Genomic DNA, 17,644 nt, shown 5'->3' with positions numbered 1-17,644 from the left:
GCTCGGCGGGCGTGCCGTCGGATCGGTGCCGGTCGGGGGCACTTGGTAGGCTGGCCCCGCGGATCAACCGCGCGGTGCGGAACGAGGAGCGCGCGACATGCTGTCAGGGGACGACGACATCTCGGGGTGAGTGGCCCCGCCGCCACGCTGGCGGCCTGTCCTGTCGTTGCCCTGTCCGCCTGACCGGGGCGCCGGTCGCGTCCCGGCTTCCTTCCCGAGGTCTTCTTCGATGTCCGACGTCTGCGTCGTCTGCACCAACCTCTCCTTCTCCTGGCCCGACGACACCCCCGTCTTCCGGGATCTGTCCTTCACCGTGCCGCCGTGCCGCACCGGCCTGGTCGCGCCGAACGGCGCCGGCAAGTCCACCTTGCTGCGCCTGATCGCCGGTGATCTCGTCCCCTCCGGTGGCGGCGTGACGGTCGAGGGGGTTCTCGGCTACCTACCGCAGAACCTGCCGCTGACCGGCGACCTGACCGTGGCGGAGGTGCTGGGGATCGCCCCGGCGTTGACCGCGTTGCGGGCGATCGAGGCCGGCGACGCCAGCGAGGAGAACTTCGCCGCGATCGGTGACGACTGGGACGTCGAGGAGCGCAGCCGCGCCGAACTCGACCGGCTGGGGCTGGGCGAGGTGGCGTTGGATCGTCGCCTCGACACGCTCAGCGGCGGGCAGGCGGTCTCGCTGGGCCTGGCCGCGCAACTGCTGCGGCGTCCCGACGTGCTGCTGCTCGACGAACCGACCAACAACCTCGACATCGACGCCCGGCACCGGCTGTACGCGGTGCTGGAGAGCTGGCCGGGCTGCCTGCTGCTGGTCAGCCACGACCGGGTGCTGCTGGACCGGATGGACCGGATCGCCGAGCTCGACGACGGGCAGCTGCGCTCGTTCGGCGGGAACTTCACCGCGTACGAGGAGGCGTCGCGGGCCGCCCGGGAGCTGGCGGAGCGCCACGTACGCAGTGCCGAGCTGGAGGTCAAACGGGAGAAGCGGGAGATGCAGCAGGCGCGGGAACGGGCCGAGCGGCGGGCCGGTAACGCCGCCCGCAACCTCGGCAACGCGGGTCTGGCCCGCATCGTCGCCGGTGGGCTCAAACGCAGCGCTCAGGAGTCGGCGGGTCGGGCCCAGCAGGCGCACGCCAGCCGGGTCAGCGACGCGCGGGCCCGGCTCGACGAGGCCAACCGGGCGCTGCGGGAGGACCAGACGCTGACGTTGGAACTGCCGGAGACCGACGTTCCGGCCGGCCGCACCCTGGTCGAGGGGCAGCGGGTGCGGGTACGGCGCGGCGGCCGGGCGCTGTTCGCCGGGGACGGCGTCGAGCTGACCATCCGTGGCCCGGAGCGGATCGCGCTGACCGGGCCCAACGGTGTCGGCAAGTCCACCCTGCTGCGTCTGCTGCTCGGTGAGCTGGAGCCGGAGGGTGGGCAGGTGCGTCGGGCCGACGGTCGGATGGCGTACCTGTCACAGCGGCTGGATCTGCTCGACGCGGACCGCACCGTGCTGGAGAACCTCACCGCGTACGCCCCGGACCGCCCGCAGTCGGAACGGATGAACCTGCTGGCCCGGTTCCTGTTCCGGGGTGCCCGCGCGCATCTGCCGGTCGGCGTGCTCTCCGGGGGTGAGCGGCTGCGCGCCACTCTGGCCTGCGTCCTGTACGCCCAGCCGGCACCGCATCTGCTGCTGCTCGACGAGCCCACGAACAACCTGGACCTGGTCAGCGTGGGCCAGCTGGAGAACGCGTTGAACGCCTACCGGGGTGCGTTCGTGGTGGTCAGCCACGACGAGCGGTTTCTGCGTGACATCGGCGTGCGGCGGTGGCTGCGTCTCGACGGGCAGGGTCTCCGCGAGATTCCGGCGCCCGAGCCCGACTGAGCAGCGCCGGGGCGGACCGACCTCCGATGGGTCTCAGCTGATCGGGCCGCCCCCGGCATCGTGCGCGGGCAGGACAAAGCGGCGCAGGGTGACCGCCGAGCCGTCCGGGGCACGCCAGCCGGCGGTCTCCGTGGTCAGGTGTTGCCAGCCGTCACGCTCGTACAGCGCGATGGCCGGCGACTCTCGCTGGTCGACGACCTCCAGGATCAGGTCGAGTTGCCGGTCGACCGCCCACCGCCGCGCCTGGCCGAGCAGGCTGGCACCGATCCGACGGCGACGGAAGGCGGGCGCGACGAACAGCCGGGCGACCTCGGCGGTTGGGCGGCCGGGGCCGCCACGGCCGTACGGCACGCGACGGACGGCCAGATGCCCGGTCAGCCCGCCGTCGCCGGCCTCGGCGACCCACGCATGCCGCCACCCCGAGGGGCACAACCACCGGGTCGCGTCGCTGGGCCAGTTGAGCGGATAGCCGTCCACCCGGTGCACCTCGGCCAACAGCTCGACGCATCCGGGCAGGTCGAGGGGTTGGCGCTCGCGGATGGTGACGGACGTCATCAGGTCATTCTCAGGCAGCTCGCAGATTCGGGGCGCCCGGGCCTTGCCGGGCGATTGAACAAGTGTTTAATCTGGTGTTGTGACGTCCTTGGGCGCGGGTTCGGGGGAGCGCGATGGCGAGTTGGCCACCGCGAGCCGCATCCGTGAGGCCGCCATCGCCCGGTTCGGCCGCGACGGTTTCCGGGCCGGGCTGCGCACCATCGCCGCCGACGCCGGAGTGACCGCCGGTCTGGTCATTCACCACTTCGGCTCGAAGGCCGGGCTGCGCCGCGCCTGCGACGAGCACGCGCTGACGATCATGCGCGAGGAGAAGACGAAGGCGCTGACCGACGGCACCGCGACGGCCCTGCTGGCGCAGATGGCCGAGGTCGAGCGGTTCGCGCCGATCGTGCTCTACCTGCTCCGCAGCCTCCAGGCCGGCGGGGATCTCGCGGCGGCGCTGATCGAGCAGATGATCGCCGACGCGGAGGAGTACCTGGCCGCGGGCGAGGCCGCCGGGGTGGTCAAGCCCAGCCGGGACCCGGCCGCCCGGACGCGCTACCTCGCCTACCAGGCCACCGGCTCGATGCTGGTGTGGTTCACCCTGCACGGTGCGGATGCCGGGCCGGAGGAGTTCGCCGCCCTGTTCCGCCGCTACATGGACGAACTGGCCGCCCCGGCGCTGGAGATCTTCACCCACGGGCTGCTGGTCGACCGATCGATGCTCGACGAGTACCTGATGTACGTCCCGGATCCGCCCCCGCAGGGCGACGCAGGCTAGCCACCACGCCTCGGCGTGGCCCCCGTCACCGCGAACCTCATCCGCGCATCGACGCGGACCTCACCGCGGATCCGCGCGACCCACCACATCGGACCCCAGGCCGCCCTGGGCTTCCCTCGAACGAGGTCTACGACCATGACTGCTGCCATCGACATCCAGCACATCGACAAGTCCTTCGGCCGGGTCAAGGCACTGGACGGACTCGACCTACGGGTCGACTCCGGCACCGTGCACGGCTTCCTCGGCCCGAATGGCGCCGGCAAGTCCACCACCATCCGGATCCTGCTCGGGCTGCTGCGCGCCGACGCCGGTCGGGCCCGCCTGCTCGGCGGTGACCCCTGGACCGACGCGGTCGCCCTGCACCGGCGGCTGGCCTACGTGCCCGGTGACGTGGAGTTGTGGCCCAACCTCACCGGAGGCGAGGCCATCGACCTGTTCGCCCGGCTCCGCGGCGGCACCGACCCGGTCCGCCGGGATGAGCTGTGTCAGCGCTTCGACCTGGACCCGAGCAAGAAGGGCCGCACCTACTCCAAGGGCAACCGGCAGAAGGTCGCCCTCATCGCGGCGCTGGCCAGCGACGTCGAGCTGCTCCTGCTCGACGAACCCACCGCCGGGCTGGACCCGCTGATGGAGGCGGTGTTCCAGGAGTGCATCCGCGAGGCCAAGGAGGCCGGGCGTACCGTCCTGCTGTCCAGCCACATCCTCGCGCAGGTCGAGGTGCTCGCCGACCAGATCTCGATCATCCGGCAGGGCCGGATCGTCGAGACCGGCTCGCTGACCGATCTGCGTCACCTCACCCGTACCTCGGTCGAGGCCGTCACCGACCGGCCGGCCGACAGCCTCGCCGGCCTGCCCGGCGTGCACGGACTGCACGCCGAGGACGGCCAGGTCCGCTTCGAGGTCGACGGCGACCAGCTCGCCGTCGTGGTACGGGAACTCGGCGAGCTGGGCGTGCAGGGGCTGACCGCGCGGCCACCGACGCTGGAGCAGCTACTGCTGCGCCACTACGGTGACCGGCACGTCCACAACGGTGCCGCGGAGGTGGCGTGATGGCCACGACGACCCTCGACCGCGCGGCACCCACCGGCACCGGAGCGGGAAACACCGTCACCGGGACCGGCAACCTGCTGCGGTTCATGCTGCGTCGCGACCGGATCCGGCTGCCCGCCTGGACGCTCGGTCTGCCGCTGCTGATGACGTACTTCGCCACCGCGCTGGACACCATCGCGCAGACTCCGGAGGACCTGGAAGGGCTGACCGCCTTCACGAGCAGCCCCGCCGGCGCACTGTTCGGTGGCCCCGGCTTCGGCTTCGACGACCTCACCATCGAACGCTTCCTCGCCGGCCAGTACGGCCTCTACGTACTTCTCGGCGCCGGCCTGATGGGCCTGCTCACCGTGGTACGGCACACGCGTACCGAGGAGCGCACCGGCCGGGCCGAACTGATCCGCGCCAACGTGGTTGGCCGACACGCCCAACTCACCGCCGCGCTCACCCTCACCACCGTGATGGCGGTACTGGTGGCCCTGCTGATCGGCGCGATGCTGACCAGCCGGGGCTTCGACGCGGGCGGGTCCATGCTGTTCGGTGCCTCCGTCGGCGCGGTGGCGCTGGCCTTCGCCGGCATCGCCGCGGTCACCGTCCAACTGTCGGAGTATCCGCGGGCGGCCTCCGGCATGGCCGGTGCCGCGCTCGGTGCCGCGTTCGTGCTGCGGGGTATCGGCGACATGGCGGCGGTGCAGGGCACCGGCCCGTCGTGGCTGTCCTGGCTGTCGCCGCTCGGTTGGTCCCAGCAGACCGCCGCGTACGTCCACGACCGCTGGTGGCCGCTGGCCGTGTCGCTGGCCTTCGCGGCCGTCACCGCCGCCATCGGCTACGTCCTGTCGGCGCGGCGGGACTTCGGCGCCGGCCTGGTGCCGCCCCGTCCCGGTTCGCCGCGAGCGGCGAGCTGGCTGGCCGGCCCGTTCGCGCTGGCGTTCCGGCTGCACCGGGCCAGCCTGATCGGCTGGAGCGTGTCGCTGCTGGTCGCCGGCCTCGCCTACGGCTCGTTCACCCAGCCCCTGCTCGACGGCTTCGAGAACGCGCCCGAGGACCTGGTGGCCATCATGGGCGGCGGTACGGGCAACCTGCTCGCCGGCTACCTCGGCATGATGGGCCTGACCATGGCGCTCGTCGTCGGCGTCTACGCGGTGCTCGCGATGCAGTCGTTGCGCGCCGAGGAGGCCGAGGGGCGGGCCGAGCCGGTACTGGCGACGTCGGTCAGCCGGTCGGCCTGGATCGGCAGCCATCTCGCCGTCGCGGCGCTCGGCGTGCCGTGGCTGCTGCTGATCGCCGGCGTCGGCATGGGCCTCGGAACGGCGGTGAGCACCGGGGACGCGAACCTGGTCGGCGACCTGCTGATCGGTCACCTCGCCCACACACCGGCGGTCTGGCTGGTCCTCGCCGCCGCCGCCCTGCTCTACGCGGCGGCACCGAGGGCGCTGCCGGTGATCTGGGTCGTGCTCGGTTACGGGCTGATCGCCGGCTACTTCGCCCCGATCCTGGAGATCCCCGAGACCGCCCTGCGGTTCTCGCCGTTCGAACACGTGGGGGAGTACCCACTGGAGGACGTCAGCGTCGTCGCGGTCGTGGTGCTGACCGTCGCCGCCGGCGTGCTGACCCAGGCCGCCGTGACCGTCTTCCGTCGGCGCGACCTGGCCGGCGGCGCCTGACCGACGTCAGCCTGCCGACGTGCCAGGTGGCGCGTCGGCAGGCTCGTCGGCGGTGCGCGCCGTTCCCGCCGATGGGGAACCGACGGCAGCCGCTCAGTCCCGGTGCGGCATCGGGAAGCCCGCCACCACGATGCCGTACAGCAGATGGTCGGCGACCAGCGCCAACTGTTCGTGCCAGTCGGAGAGCCGCCGGTCGATACCCAGGGCCGGCGCGATGGCGGCGTGAAAGCCGAGCAGCAACGCCATGCCGTAGAGCGGGCCCACCCAGACCCGGTGACGCAGGCGTTTCGGGAGGGCACCGAAGGCCAGCCCGGCACCGAGGCCGTAGCTCCAGTGCGCCACCGCCAGGGCCGCCGGATGCTGATTGCCGGGTAACCGGTCGAGCAGCCCGGGCACCATCTTCTCCATCACCGACTTCGGTGGCGAACTCTGCACGAGATTCAGGGACGTGGTGGCCTGGCGCAGCCCGGACATCGCCATCGCGGCGATGACCCCTCGAATGCCGCTCCTCATGATGATGGTCGTGCGTGCCGACAGCTCCATGCCCCGTTCCAATCCGTAGCCGCAATAGCGCCGGCTACCCGTGCCCGACAGCACTAAACGTGCTGGTCACGAGCCGTCGATGGGCTGGATCAGCGGATCAGAGGTGGTCCCGCACCCACGCGGCGAGCAGGCGGGCGCAGCCGTCCACCGACTCCTGCCAGCTGCGCTCCGCCCCCTCGCCGGCCTCGTCGCTGACCTGCTTGACCAGGCGCACCGGTACACCGAAGCCACGGGCCGTCGAGGCCACGGCGTAGCCCTCCATGTCGACCAGGTGAGCGTGCCGGGCCAGGGCCGCGCGCGCCACGTCGTCGGCGATGAACTGGTCGCCGGTGGCCAGCGTCGGACCGTCACCGAGGGTCAGCGGGGCACCGACGGTCTGGCCGGTGAGCCGACGGATGAACTCGGTGTCCAGGTCGTGCTGGAGGACGCTGCCCACCTCGTGGGTGCCGCTCCAACCGGGGTGCAGCGCACCAGCGGTGCCGAGGTTGACCAGCACCGACGGCAGCGGGAAGCGGGCCAGCGTCGCCGCGACCGCGGCCGCGGCGTTGACCTTTCCCATCCCGGTCAGCAGCACCGGAAGCCCCGGCTCAAGGTACGCGGCCTCTTCCGCGATGGCCAGGACGAGCAGCGGACGGTCCGGGCTGATCGTTCCGCGAAGATCCATCGGGCGATGGTAGCCGCCGTCCGTGCCGGTCCCGCGTCGGCGCGGTGGGGCGGTGGTCGACCCGGTGCCGGCGTCACCGACGTACGCTGCCCGGGTGGAGCACGAAGACCGGATCGCCCTGTTCCTGGACTACGAGAACCTGGCGCTGGGGGTGCGCGACCATCACGGCGGCGCGATGTTCGACTTCCGGCCCATCGCCGACGCGCTGGCCGAGCGCGGGCGGGTGGTGGTGCGGCGGGCGTACGCCGACTGGTCGTACTTCGACGAGGACCGGCGGATGCTGACCCGCTCGCACGTCGAGCTGATCGAGATTCCCCAGCGGATGGGCGCCACCCGCAAGAACGCCGCCGACATCAAGATGGCCGTCGACGCGATCGAGTTGGCCTTCGAACGCGGCTACATCTCGACGTTCGTGCTGTGCACCGGCGACAGCGACTTCACCCCGCTGGTGCACAAGCTCCGCGAACTGAACAAGCAGGTCATCGGCGTCGGCGTGGAGAACTCCACCTCGGCCCTGCTGCCACCGGCCTGCGACGAGTTCCTCTACTACGACCGGTTGGAGGGCGTCGACATCCTGCCTACCCGGGCCCGGCGGCCCCGGCCGGCCCGGCCGTCGGAACGGGAGCCACAGCCGATCGAGCAGGTGGAGATCGAGACGCCGCCCACCGAGGAGCCGGCCCGGGACGCCGACGCGCTCGCCGTCCTCGTCGCCCAGACCGTCGCCGGTCTTCAGGGCAGCTCCGGTGGGGAGGTGACGGCGTCGCGGTTGAAGCGGACCCTGTTGCGGAAGGACCCCACCTTCAGCGAGTCCGACCACGGATTCCGCACCTTTGGCGAGTTGCTGCGCCACCTCGCCGAGTTGCGCGTGATCGAGTTGGCGGAGGGCCCGGCCAAGGGCGACCCCGGGGTCTCGCTACCGGAACACGGCGACCGGGAGACGGCGTTCGCGTTGCTCTGTTCCGTGGTCCGGGATCTCGGCGGCGACACCGGCGAGGTGGCCCTCTCCGGCCTGAAGAACCAACTCCGGCGGGTACGGCCGGACTTCAGCGAGAAGAAGCTCGGGTACCGTGGCTTCCTCCAGTTCTGCAAGGCAGCCGCCACCGACGGAGCCGTGGGCCTGCGGTGGAGCGCCGACGCGGACGACTACCTGCTCACCGCAGGAGCGTCCTGACCCGCCGGACCGGCACCCCACCCGCCGCCGGAATCACTCCCACCGGAACAGGAGGCCGGCGACCACGGCTCCGACGACGACCGCCGCGCCGAGTCCGATCAGGTGCGCCGCCTGCACCGTCGCGCCGGCCCACGCGGACGACAGGGCCTCCACGGCCGCGCCGAACGGCAGCCAACCGCCGACCTCGGCGAGCGGCTCGGGCAGGGCGTCGCGCCCGCCGAACATCCCACCGACGGCGCCGAGGACGAAGAAGGCGACCAGCCCGATGGCGACGGCGGAGTTCGGAGTGGGCGCGACCGCCGCGACGATCATGCCGATGCTGTACATCGCCGCCATCGCCAGCGCCACCACCCCGACCGCGGCGCCCACGTCGACGGGCGGGTTGGCGCCGAAGGCCAGGAACGCCACGACCAGGGCGGCCGAGATCCCGACGAGCGCCTGGAGGACGCTGACGACGGCTTGGGCGGCGAGGACCATCGCCGGCGACGCGGGGGTCACGCCGAGCCTGCGGAGGATCCCGGAGCGGCGGTAGTAGGCAAGGAAGCTCGGCATGTTGATGATGCCGATGATCGCCAGGACCATGGTGAACACGAGCGGCAGGACGTACAGGTCCAGCGCGCTGCGTCCGTTGGCGACGACGGTCCGGCTCGCGGAGCCGGCACTGGTCAACATGATCAGCAGCGGCAGGCAGAGGGGGACCACCAGCCCGGCGGTGTCCCGGACGACCATCTTCGCCTCGCACCCGATGAGGGTGAGCAGGGACCGCAGCCCCGGCCGGCGCGCCTCCACGAGCGTACTCATGCTTCCTCCTCCAGGTGCCTGCCGGTGAGCGCGACGAATGCGTCGTCGAGGGTGGCGGTGCCGGCGCGTGCGACCAGCCCGGCCGGGGTGTCGAGCGCGACGACACGTCCGGCGTCGAGCACCGCGACCCGGTCGCAGAGCCGCTCGACCTCCTCCATCGCGTGACTGACGAGCAGGACGCTGACCCCGTCGGACCTGAGTCGTTCCACCGTGCCCCACATCCGTCGCCGCGCCGTCGGGTCGAGTCCGGTGGTCAGTTCGTCGAGGATCACCACCCGGGGGCGTCCGGCGATGGCCAGGGCGATCGAGAGCCGCTGCTGCTGACCACCGGAGAGCTTGTCGAAGCTGGTCCGGCGTTGTTCGGTCAGCTCGACCAGGTCCAGCAGTTCGTCGGTGGGGCGGGGATCGGGGTAGAAGCTGCGGTACAGGTCGACCAGCTCCGTGACCCGCAGCGCGTGGTGCAGGTGGGCCTGCTGCAACTGCACGCCGAGGACCTGCCGCAGGCGGGCGCGGTCGCGGCGCGGATCGAGGCCGAGTACGCGTACCCGCCCCCGATCGGGGACGCGCAGCCCGGCGATCATCTCGACCGTCGTCGTCTTGCCCGCACCGTTGGCGCCGACGACACCGACCGCCTCGCCGACGTCGACCCGCAGGCTCACGTCGACGACCGCCCGGGTGCGGCCGTAGCTCTTGGCGAGGTTCTCGGCGAGGATCGCCGGTTCGGCGGCGTTCATGCCTCGACGCTACGAACGGTCCAGGCCCGTGTCGTGTCCCGAAAGTCATCACTTGCGGGCATTACTTTCGGCACAGGTGTGTCCACCACGACCCGACCTAGAGTGGGGATCATGCGACGCGTCGGCACAGACGAGTGGTCCGGCCTCGCGATGCTCGTGGTGGCGGTCGCCGTCGCCGGCCCCGGGATCTTCGGCGCCGTGGAGACCACGGTCGCGCGTGGCTGGTGGATCGTGCTCTTCGCCGTCTACCTGATGGCCATGCTCGTCGCGGTCGCCACCCGCATGTCCCGTCCGGTGCGGTACGCGGCGTTCGTCGCCACCGTCGCCGCCGCCTGGGCACTGCTGTTGTCGGCCGCCAGCCTGGGGCTGCTGCCGGTGCTGCTGGTGCTCACCGCGGCCGTGAGCGTGTACGTGGTGCCGCTGCGGGTGGGCCTGGTGGTCGTCGTCCTCAACACCCTGGTGATCGCGCTGGGCGTCGCGTCGACCGCACGTGCCCTGCCCGACGGTGCCATGCTCCTTGGCTTCTACCTGCTCATCCAGGTGGCGGCGCTGCTCAGCTCGGTGACGCTGCTGCGTGAGCAGAGCATGCGACGCGAGCTGACCCGGGCGCACGTCGAGTTGCGGGCGGCCAGCGTCCTGCTCTCGGAGTCGGCCCGTACGGCGGAACGGCTGCGCATCTCCCGCGAGCTGCACGATCTGATCGGCCACCAGCTGACCGTGCTGACCCTGGAGCTGGAGACCGCCCGTCACCTGGACGGACCGGCCGTCCGTGACCACATCGAGCGCGCCGACCGGGTGGCCCGGGACCTGCTCGGCGACGTCCGGACCACGGTCGGCCGGCTGCGCAGCGAGGATCCCGACCTTGAGCAGGCACTACGCCGGGTCGCGCAGCACCTGCCCGGCCTCGACGTGACCATCGACGTGTCACCGGGTGTACGGATCGACGAGGAGGAGAGCGCGGCGTTCGTCCGGGCCACCCAGGAGATCGTCACCAACACCATCCGGCACGCCGACGCGAGCACGCTGCGGATCTCGGTGACCGGTGACGACCGGGAGACCGTGCTCGACGCCCGGGACGACGGTCGGGGAGCACCGGAGCCGGTGCTCGGCAACGGGCTGCGTGGCCTCGGCGAGCGGTTCGCCGCCCTCGGCGGTGACCTGGCCGTGGACGGCGGCGACGGCTTCCGGGTGACCGCGCGGGTGCCGGCGCGATGACCCGGGTGGTGGTGGTCGACGACCAGACCCTCATCCGGCAGGGCATCCGGGGACTGCTGGAGGTGGCCGGGATCGACGTGGTCGGCGAGGCCGACGACGGGCGGGCGGCGCTCCCGGTGGTCGCCCGCACCTCGCCCGACGTGATCCTGCTCGACCTGCGGATGCCCGGTTTCGACGGCATCTGGACGCTGGAGCGGCTGCGCGCGGAGAACGTGGACATCCCGGTGCTGGTGCTGACCACGTTCGACGACGACGAACTCGTGCTGGCCGCCCTGCGCGCGGGTGCCCGGGGCTACCTGCTGAAGGACGTCACGCTGGAACAGCTGACCCGGGCGATCCGGACGCTCGCCGACGGCGGCACGCTCATCGCACCGTCGATCACCGACCGGATGCTGCGGGCGATCCGCTCGGGCCCGTCACCGGCGGGACCGGCGGCGGCACCGGTGCAGAGGCTCACCGAACGCGAGCAGGAGGTGCTGCGTCTGGTGGCGCGCGGGTACAGCAACCGGGAGATCGCCGAGGTCTTCTTCCTCGCGGAGGGGACCGTCAAGAACCACGTCTCCACGATTCTCACCAAGCTCGGCGCGCGCGACCGCACGAACGCCGTGCTCCGCGCGCTCCACGAGGGGATCCTGGGGTAGGCGGGTGGCGGACGGCCTCCCGTGTGACTACCCGGTGGTGAGCCCCAGGTTGATCGTCCTGGTCAGGGTGGCGTGGTCGTCGTCGCCGTCGAGCGACCAGATCATCGCGCCGCCCAGTCCGGCGCGCCTGATGTAGAGCGTCTTCTGCAACACCACGGCCGGGTCGTCGTACGTCCAGAAGGTGGTGCCGTCGAAGAGCCAGGCGTGCCCGGCGCGCAGGTCGCGGTGGACGGTGAAGCCGTCCCGAGCCAGGTTCTTGAGCTGCTTGTAGTCCTCGTACCCGGCGGCGTGGGTGGCGGGAGCGGGCCCGGTCGCCGGCTGGAACAGTCCGTTTCCGCCACCGGTGACGCCGGTCCAGCCCTGGCCGTAGTACGGAATGCCGAGAACCAGCTTGTGTCGGGGCGCACCCCGGGCGATCCAGCCGTCGATCGCCACCTGCACGGAGAAGTCCGGGTCGTCCGGCGCGCCCTTCGGTACGCGTAGCGCCGACTGCTGGTTGGTTACCGTCTCCCAGGTGCCGTGGAAGTCGTAGCCCTGCACCGTGGCGAAGTCGAGGTACTTGAAGATCTTCCGTCCCTCGTAGCCGGCGTCCATCGTGGCCGGGTTGGCCGGCAGGAACGCCGTCAGCGGGTGGTGCCGCCGCGTCTGCCGACCGTACGCGTCGAGCTGGCGACGGAACTCGGCGAGGAGTCTGGTGAAGTTCTCCCGGTCCTCGGGGCGGATGACGTTGCCGGGCTCACCGGGCCAGTTGGGCCACTCCCAGTCCAGGTCGATGCCGTCGAACACGCCCGCGGCGGCGCCGGGGCCGCCGCTGCCGCCGTCCAGGACCGGCAGGTTGCCCTTCAGGTAAAGGTCGATGCAGGAGGCGACGAACGCCCGGCGGGAGGCGTCGGTGCGCGCGGCGTTGGAGAAGTACGTCGACCAGCTCCAGCCGCCGAGCGAGATCATCACCTTGAGATCGGGATATCTGGCCTTCAGCTTGGCCAGTTGGCCGAAGTTGCCGTTGAGTGGCTCACCCCAGGCGTCGGCGATGCCGTCGACGCTCTCCTCGGCCGGCACCGGGCGCTGATAGTCGGCCCAGGCGTCACCCTCGCCGGGCCCACCGTCCACGTGGCACAGTCCGTCCTCGCTGACGTTGCCGAAGGCGTAGTTGACGTGGGTCAGCCGGCCGGCCGCCCCGGAGGTGTCGAGCTTCTTCACCGGGAAGGCCCGGCCGTAGATGCCCCACTGGGTGAAGTAGCCGACCCGGTGGTAGCCCACCGGGCGCTCCGTCCGGTCGGCCGCGCCCGCCGGGGCCGGGGGCGCGATCATGACCAGCGGGGTGACCAGGGCGACCAGGGCGACGAGAGCGGCGCGGCGGCGGTGGCGCGATGGTCGCATCGGCACTCCCAGGAGGGGTGAGACGAATAGTTAAGACACCTATCTGATCGAAGACGGTAAGCGGCCGTCGATCCGGGGTCAAGGGTCACGGCGGATGGGTGCGTACCAGGTCCCGACGGCGGGCAGGGTTCGACCAGGCGGTGACCGGCTCCGGCCCGGCGGAAATCCGCCGGGCCGGAGTTGGGTGCTGTGTCGAAACGGGTGTGCGGATCAGCTCGTCCGCACCGAGCCGTTGACCTTGCTGTCGCGGATGGTGGCGCCGATGGCGTCCACCGAACCGTTCACCCGGCTCTCCACGATGGAGACCACCGAGGCGTTGACCGCGTGGATCGAGCCGTTCAGGTTGGAGTTGAACACGATCAGCCCGGCGCCCGGGTTGACCTTGATGGCTCCGTTCTGGGTCACCCCGTCCATGCAGGTGATCCCGTCCTTGATGGTCATGCTGCCGTTGTGCCGTCCGGTGAGGACCGTGGTGCAGGCCGGGTAGCTGGGCTGCGTCTGTACGTTCAACTCCGCGAAGGCGATGGCCCGGGCGTTGTTGGTGCGGGGGTCGTCCAGCTTGAGGACGTCGAAGCCCTTCTGGATGTCGTTGGAGTAGATGTATCCGTTGTGCCAGTAGGTCGACCAGGCGCCGCCGAGGACGAGACGGGTGTCCGACAGCGGCCCCCGCTCCCAGAAGGCGATCTCGACCGGGTTGGCCGAGTCGGTGAAGTCGATCACCGACACGCCACCCTGGTACCAGGCCTGGACCATGATGTCGCGGCCCATCGCCGGGATCAGCGAGCCGTTGTGCGCCACGCAGTTCTCGGTGGTGCTGTTCAGCCGCGGGATCTTGAAGTAGCTCTTGAACACCAGCTGCCGGTCGGCGCCGGAGCCGACGATGTCGTAGATCGCGTTCGCGCCCTGGTTGGTCCGGTAGTTGGCGGTGCAGATCGCCGCGCCGCCACCGCCGAGCTCGTCGGTGAAGATCACCTTGGTGCCGGCGTTGTTGAACGTGGCCGAGTGCCAGAACGCGAAGTTGGTGTCGCGCACCTGGCTGAGGATCACCGGGTTCTCCCGGTCGGAGATGTCCATCAGCACGCCGTCACCCATGCAGGCACCGGCAGCCAGGTCCAACTCCGGGTAGACGGTGATGTCGTGGCAGCCGCTGGTGCTGGTGGCCCCGTTGGTGCCCGGGAAGAGCACCGGCGTCGCCACCACCGAGGCGCTGGTCGGGTTGTCCAGCGGCACCTCGATGATCGAGATCTTGTCGTGCGGCGGCTTGCAGTAGAACGCGTTGTTCGACGGGCTGTACGACTGGACGTAGACGTAGACGCTCTGGTCGTCCTTGCTCGGCGCCAACGTCAGGGTGTGCGAACCACAGTCGGTGCGGACCGACTTGATGTACTGCGGGTTCGCCTTGTCGCTGATGTCGAAGATCCGGACACCCTCCCAGGAGCTCTCCTGGGCCACGGAACCGCTGCCGCTGTTGCACGAGTCGTCGCTGCGCGGCGAGTCGACCGCGAGGAACAGCAGGTCACCGAAGACCGACGGGTCGCCCTGGGCGCCCGGACAGACGACCTGGCTGACCACCTGCGGTGAGGTGGGATCGCTGATGTCGAAGACGTTGAAACCGTTGTAGTTGCCGGCGAAGGCGTAGTCGCCCTGGAACGCCAGGTCGGAGTTGTACGCGCCCTCGCTGGCGAACCCACCGAACTTCGGGATGTTGGCGATCTGCGTGAGGTTGGGGGAACTGACGATCTCGTCGACGGCGGGAATGGCGTTCGTGGCGGACTCGGCGGCGCTGCTCGTTGGGGCAGCGGCCACGCCCGCGAGGAGAAGGGTGGCCGTGGCGGCCAGGCTGATGGCCAGCCTTCGGCTCCCTCGTGGGGTCGGATCGGACATGTAGGACACCCTTCGTCAAGGATGAGCAGGGGTAGCGGGACCATAACGCCGTCGTGGTGGGGAGATCGTCGGCCTTGTGGTCACGGTTCAGCAACACGAACGGCGCAGTCGGGGTGCAAATTGCCGCAGGTGCGGCCTAATCGAGCGTTCAGTCGGCCGTGGCCCTGCCGCCGCAGGTCAGCACCGCGCTAACATCCCGCCAACCTCGACCGACGGCGGGAGTCACGTGGTGCTAGGTGAACGGGTCCGGATGCTCCTCGGGCGATCGCGCAGGATCGTGCTGATCGAGCTGGTGGTGCTGGCGGTGCTCGCCGCCGGGGTGGCGGCGATCGTCTGGTGGCCGGACGGCGACCCGGGCCCGGCTGCGACGTCGAGCACCCCGACACCGATCGAGCTGCCGGGGCTACCGGACGCCACCGCACCGGTGCTGATGCCGGGGCGGCCCGGTGAGCCGGCGGCCTCCCGGCCGGCGAACGAGATGTCGGCGTTGCCGCGCCCACCGCACAACAACGCCGACATCCGCTTCGTCACCATGATGATCCCGCACCACGAGCAGGCACTGGTGATGGCCAGGCTGGTGGCGGAGCGGGGCGCGAACCCCCAAATCAAGATCATCGCGGATCGGATCATGGCCGCCCAGGAGCCGGAGATCAAGGTGCTGGAGGCCTGGCTGGCCGACCGCGGACTCAACCGTGACTCCGGCGGCGACCACCGGCACACCATGTCCGGCATGCAGTCCGCCGAGGCGCTGAACCGCCTCACCGCCGCCCGGGGAGCCGAGTTCGATCGGATGTTCGTCGCCATGATGACCGAACATCACCAGGGCGCGATCGACATGGGCAGGGAAGCGTTGACGCTCGGCACCGACGTCACCGTCAACGAACTGGCCAGCAGCGTCGTGGTGGAGCAGGGTGTGGAGATCAACCGGATGCGCGAGGCGCTGGAAGCGTCGTAGTCCGGGCCCGGCGGCGGCGGTGGACTTCGATGGTGCTGGAGTGTCGGAGGCGGGCCATAGCATCCGGTTGACCGCCGACGAAGGGCCGATCATGACCGAGGCTGACCTGCCGACCGAGCGCACCGACCTGCTGCAGGCACTGCGCCAGCACCGCTTCTTCCTGCGCAACACCGCGCGGGACCTGACCGACCAGCAGGCAGCCGAGCGCAGCACGGTCAGCGAGCTGTGCGTGGGGGGCTTGATCAAACACGTCGCGTACATCGAGGGCCGGTGGGCCGACTTCATCCTGCGTGGTCCCGACGCGATGGGGCGCTCGGACGACCCGGGCGCCTACGAGCGCCACGCAGAGTCGTTCCAGATGCTGCCGGGCGAGACCCTGGCCGGCATCCTCACGACGTACGACGAGGTCGCGCGCCGCACCGACGAGCTGGTCACCACCCTGCCCGATCTGGACGCCGGCCAGCCGCTGCCGGAGGCACCCTGGTTCGAGCCGGGCGCCCGCTGGTCGGCCCGCCGGGTGCTGCTGCACATCATCGCGGAGGCCTCCCAGCACGCCGGGCACGCCGACATCCTCCGGGAGGCCATCGACGGCGCCAAGTCCATGGGCTGACGCCCTCGCCATCGGGTCACCGGGCCCTTGTGCGGTGGCCCGATGGCGGCGCTGGTCCGCCGGTTCGGTCCGTTGTATCGACCGGCGTCGACTGCGAAACTCGGGCTCATCGACCGCGCCTCCCGGGAGCCGGTGCGGTCGCTCGACGGGCGTGGGCGCGCCCGTGTCCGGGCAGCCTCTCCTGCGCGTGCGCCTCGGGTGACGTCCGCTGTCGACGCCGCCAGCCGTCCAACCGCGACGCACGGCAACCGGACCGCCGCCGGCACTCAGCCGACCCGGCCGGTCACCGTCCTTGGAGGTAAGGATGCTTCGTACGTTCGGCGTGGTGCTGACCGCCGTGAGCCTGACGGTCGTCGCCGGGATCGGAGTGGCCGGCGCCACCGACGCCACGGCCAACCCGTCCGTGACCCCGTTGACGACCCGTAGCCCGACCGCGAACCCGACCCCCGGGCCGACGTGCCCGCCGGCGTTGCCGCTCACCGGCATGGCCTCGGGTGCCACCACCACCAGCGTCACCATCAGCTACGCCCTGCTGTTCAGCGGTCCGCCCTGCGGGTACGACCTGCCGCTGACGGTGGTGCTCTTCGACAGTCGGGAAGACGTGGAGCAGTGGCAGAACCCGGTGGCCGAGAGGGTCACCGGGATGGAGCGCAACGGGCAGGTCACCTTCGACGGGCTGACCCCGGACACCGAGTACTGGTTCCGGTTCAGCGACGCGGCGGGCCGGCGTGATCCGTTCGTGCTCGGTGGCCCGGCGCGGACGCTGCCCCCGGCGGTCTGCGAGGCGACGGCCGCGTTCGACGCGACCTGGAACGGAGGTTTCGTCGCCACCGTCACCGTGCGCAACACCAGTGGTGAGTCACTCGACGGCTGGCGGGTCCGGTGGCGGTGGACGGGTGATGAGCGCCTCCAGTCGATCTGGGGTGCGGTAATCGATGCCGCGGCGGCCGACGTCACGGTCCGCAACGCCTCCTACAACGGCACCCTCGCGCCCGGTGGTGCCACCACCTTCGGGATGCTCGCGTCGGCCAGCACGGCTCCGCGAGGACTGACGCTGACCTGCGGTCGTTGACCGGCGCCCGGCGTCGGGACGGGCCGGGTTCTCGGTGGAGCACCCTCGGCACGCTTGACTTTGCATCTTAAAGTAGTTTGC

The 17,644-nt window shown here is 71.0% G+C and carries 16 protein-coding genes and 2 pseudogenes; 11 read left to right on the top strand and 7 right to left on the bottom strand.

What is annotated here, in order from left to right:
• Nucleotides 1–229 precede the first annotated feature (229 nt).
• The gene (gene abc-f / locus SM447_RS19685) at nucleotides 230–1,867 is read left to right on the top strand and encodes a ribosomal protection-like ABC-F family protein (protein ID WP_474574296.1); all 1,638 of its coding nucleotides are present in this window, start codon (nucleotides 230–232) and stop codon (nucleotides 1,865–1,867) included.
• A 33-nt stretch (nucleotides 1,868–1,900) separates the two neighbouring features.
• Here the strand turns inward: abc-f and SM447_RS19680 are convergent, their stop codons facing one another.
• Nucleotides 1,901–2,422 (bottom strand): GNAT family N-acetyltransferase, encoded by a 522-nt coding sequence (locus tag SM447_RS19680; protein WP_474574295.1) that lies wholly within the window; start codon nucleotides 2,420–2,422, stop codon nucleotides 1,901–1,903.
• Nucleotides 2,423–2,501: 79 nt separating this feature from the next.
• Here SM447_RS19680 and SM447_RS19675 point away from each other — a divergent pair.
• From SM447_RS19675 to SM447_RS19660, 4 genes and pseudogenes are all read left to right on the top strand, one after another.
• Nucleotides 2,502–2,687: pseudogene (locus SM447_RS19675) on the top strand (TetR family transcriptional regulator); the annotation flags it as partial.
• A gap of 33 nt (nucleotides 2,688–2,720) precedes the next feature.
• Entirely contained in the window at nucleotides 2,721–3,182 is a 462-nt protein-coding gene (locus tag SM447_RS19670; protein WP_474574486.1) for a hypothetical protein, read from the top strand.
• A gap of 135 nt (nucleotides 3,183–3,317) precedes the next feature.
• On the top strand, nucleotides 3,318–4,232 hold the full coding sequence (locus tag SM447_RS19665) for an ABC transporter ATP-binding protein (RefSeq protein WP_474574294.1): 915 nt from the start codon (nucleotides 3,318–3,320) through the stop codon (nucleotides 4,230–4,232).
• Complete coding sequence (locus SM447_RS19660) at nucleotides 4,232–5,893, top strand: ABC transporter permease (protein WP_474574293.1); 1,662 nt, start codon at nucleotides 4,232–4,234, stop codon at nucleotides 5,891–5,893. Before SM447_RS19665 ends, SM447_RS19660 begins: the two co-directional genes overlap by 1 nt.
• 93 nt (nucleotides 5,894–5,986) lie before the next feature.
• On the opposite strand, the gene SM447_RS19655 is transcribed toward SM447_RS19660, so the two are convergent.
• Both SM447_RS19655 and SM447_RS19650 read right to left on the bottom strand, forming a co-directional pair.
• Nucleotides 5,987–6,406: a hypothetical protein gene (locus SM447_RS19655; RefSeq protein WP_474574292.1), complete on the bottom strand. Its 420-nt coding sequence runs from the start codon at nucleotides 6,404–6,406 to the stop codon at nucleotides 5,987–5,989.
• A gap of 127 nt (nucleotides 6,407–6,533) precedes the next feature.
• Entirely contained in the window at nucleotides 6,534–7,100 is a 567-nt protein-coding gene (locus SM447_RS19650; protein WP_474574291.1) for a nucleosidase, read from the bottom strand.
• A 94-nt stretch (nucleotides 7,101–7,194) separates the two neighbouring features.
• On the opposite strand from SM447_RS19650, the gene SM447_RS19645 reads away from it, so the two are divergent.
• Nucleotides 7,195–8,271 (top strand): NYN domain-containing protein, encoded by a 1,077-nt coding sequence (locus SM447_RS19645; protein ID WP_474574290.1) that lies wholly within the window; start codon nucleotides 7,195–7,197, stop codon nucleotides 8,269–8,271.
• Nucleotides 8,272–8,304: 33 nt separating this feature from the next.
• On the opposite strand, the gene SM447_RS19640 is transcribed toward SM447_RS19645, so the two are convergent.
• Nucleotides 8,305–9,072 carry an ABC transporter permease gene (locus tag SM447_RS19640; protein ID WP_474574289.1) on the bottom strand — a complete coding sequence of 256 codons (768 nt, stop codon included), beginning with the start codon at nucleotides 9,070–9,072 and terminating at the stop codon, nucleotides 8,305–8,307.
• The gene (locus SM447_RS19635; RefSeq protein ID WP_474574288.1) at nucleotides 9,069–9,806 is read right to left on the bottom strand and encodes an ABC transporter ATP-binding protein; all 738 of its coding nucleotides are present in this window, start codon (nucleotides 9,804–9,806) and stop codon (nucleotides 9,069–9,071) included. Before SM447_RS19635 ends, SM447_RS19640 begins: the two co-directional genes overlap by 4 nt.
• Before the next feature lie 111 nt (nucleotides 9,807–9,917).
• Between SM447_RS19635 and SM447_RS19630 the strand changes: the two genes are divergently transcribed.
• Both SM447_RS19630 and SM447_RS19625 read left to right on the top strand, forming a co-directional pair.
• Nucleotides 9,918–11,021: a sensor histidine kinase gene (locus tag SM447_RS19630; RefSeq protein ID WP_474574287.1), complete on the top strand. Its 1,104-nt coding sequence runs from the start codon at nucleotides 9,918–9,920 to the stop codon at nucleotides 11,019–11,021.
• Entirely contained in the window at nucleotides 11,018–11,662 is a 645-nt protein-coding gene (locus SM447_RS19625; protein WP_474574286.1) for a response regulator, read from the top strand. The genes SM447_RS19630 and SM447_RS19625 overlap by 4 nt, the downstream gene beginning before the upstream one ends.
• A gap of 27 nt (nucleotides 11,663–11,689) precedes the next feature.
• Here SM447_RS19625 and SM447_RS19620 read toward each other — a convergent pair whose 3' ends face one another.
• Together SM447_RS19620 and SM447_RS19615 are read right to left on the bottom strand one after the other, a co-directional pair.
• Nucleotides 11,690–13,042 (bottom strand): glycoside hydrolase family 18 protein, encoded by a 1,353-nt coding sequence (locus SM447_RS19620; protein WP_474574285.1) that lies wholly within the window; start codon nucleotides 13,040–13,042, stop codon nucleotides 11,690–11,692.
• Between the two features lie 492 nt (nucleotides 13,043–13,534).
• Nucleotides 13,535–14,926: pseudogene (locus SM447_RS19615) on the bottom strand (LVIVD repeat-containing protein); the annotation flags it as partial.
• 229 nt (nucleotides 14,927–15,155) lie between these two features.
• Between SM447_RS19615 and SM447_RS19610 the strand changes: the two are divergent.
• The 3 genes from SM447_RS19610 (at nucleotide 15,156) to SM447_RS19600 (ending at nucleotide 17,563) form a co-directional block, all read left to right on the top strand.
• On the top strand, nucleotides 15,156–15,881 hold the full coding sequence (locus SM447_RS19610; RefSeq protein WP_474574284.1) for a DUF305 domain-containing protein: 726 nt from the start codon (nucleotides 15,156–15,158) through the stop codon (nucleotides 15,879–15,881).
• A 91-nt stretch (nucleotides 15,882–15,972) separates the two neighbouring features.
• Entirely contained in the window at nucleotides 15,973–16,491 is a 519-nt protein-coding gene (locus tag SM447_RS19605) for a DinB family protein (protein ID WP_474574283.1), read from the top strand.
• Between the two features lie 304 nt (nucleotides 16,492–16,795).
• The gene (locus SM447_RS19600) at nucleotides 16,796–17,563 is read left to right on the top strand and encodes a cellulose binding domain-containing protein (RefSeq protein ID WP_474574282.1); all 768 of its coding nucleotides are present in this window, start codon (nucleotides 16,796–16,798) and stop codon (nucleotides 17,561–17,563) included.
• The last annotated feature ends 81 nt before the right edge of the window (nucleotides 17,564–17,644 follow it).

It is taken from the genome of Micromonospora aridisoli (assembly GCF_056150025.1).
This window is presented reverse-complemented; position numbering and strand designations above follow the sequence as displayed.

Bases quoted from the DNA above. Each gene is read 5' to 3' on its own strand.
- abc-f (WP_474574296.1), top strand. From the start codon at position 230: ATGTCCGACGTCTGCGTCGTCTGCACCAACCTCTCCTTCTCCTGGCCC.
- SM447_RS19680 (WP_474574295.1), bottom strand. From the start codon at position 2,422: ATGACGTCCGTCACCATCCGCGAGCGCCAACCCCTCGACCTGCCCGGA.
- SM447_RS19670 (WP_474574486.1), top strand. From the start codon at position 2,721: ATGCGCGAGGAGAAGACGAAGGCGCTGACCGACGGCACCGCGACGGCC.
- SM447_RS19665 (WP_474574294.1), top strand. From the start codon at position 3,318: ATGACTGCTGCCATCGACATCCAGCACATCGACAAGTCCTTCGGCCGG.
- SM447_RS19660 (WP_474574293.1), top strand. From the start codon at position 4,232: ATGGCCACGACGACCCTCGACCGCGCGGCACCCACCGGCACCGGAGCG.
- SM447_RS19655 (WP_474574292.1), bottom strand. From the start codon at position 6,406: ATGAGGAGCGGCATTCGAGGGGTCATCGCCGCGATGGCGATGTCCGGG.
- SM447_RS19650 (WP_474574291.1), bottom strand. From the start codon at position 7,100: ATGGATCTTCGCGGAACGATCAGCCCGGACCGTCCGCTGCTCGTCCTG.
- SM447_RS19640 (WP_474574289.1), bottom strand. From the start codon at position 9,072: ATGAGTACGCTCGTGGAGGCGCGCCGGCCGGGGCTGCGGTCCCTGCTC.
- SM447_RS19635 (WP_474574288.1), bottom strand. From the start codon at position 9,806: ATGAACGCCGCCGAACCGGCGATCCTCGCCGAGAACCTCGCCAAGAGC.
- SM447_RS19630 (WP_474574287.1), top strand. From the start codon at position 9,918: ATGCGACGCGTCGGCACAGACGAGTGGTCCGGCCTCGCGATGCTCGTG.
- SM447_RS19625 (WP_474574286.1), top strand. From the start codon at position 11,018: ATGACCCGGGTGGTGGTGGTCGACGACCAGACCCTCATCCGGCAGGGC.
- SM447_RS19620 (WP_474574285.1), bottom strand. From the start codon at position 13,042: ATGCGACCATCGCGCCACCGCCGCCGCGCCGCTCTCGTCGCCCTGGTC.
- SM447_RS19605 (WP_474574283.1), top strand. From the start codon at position 15,973: ATGACCGAGGCTGACCTGCCGACCGAGCGCACCGACCTGCTGCAGGCA.
- SM447_RS19600 (WP_474574282.1), top strand. From the start codon at position 16,796: ATGCTTCGTACGTTCGGCGTGGTGCTGACCGCCGTGAGCCTGACGGTC.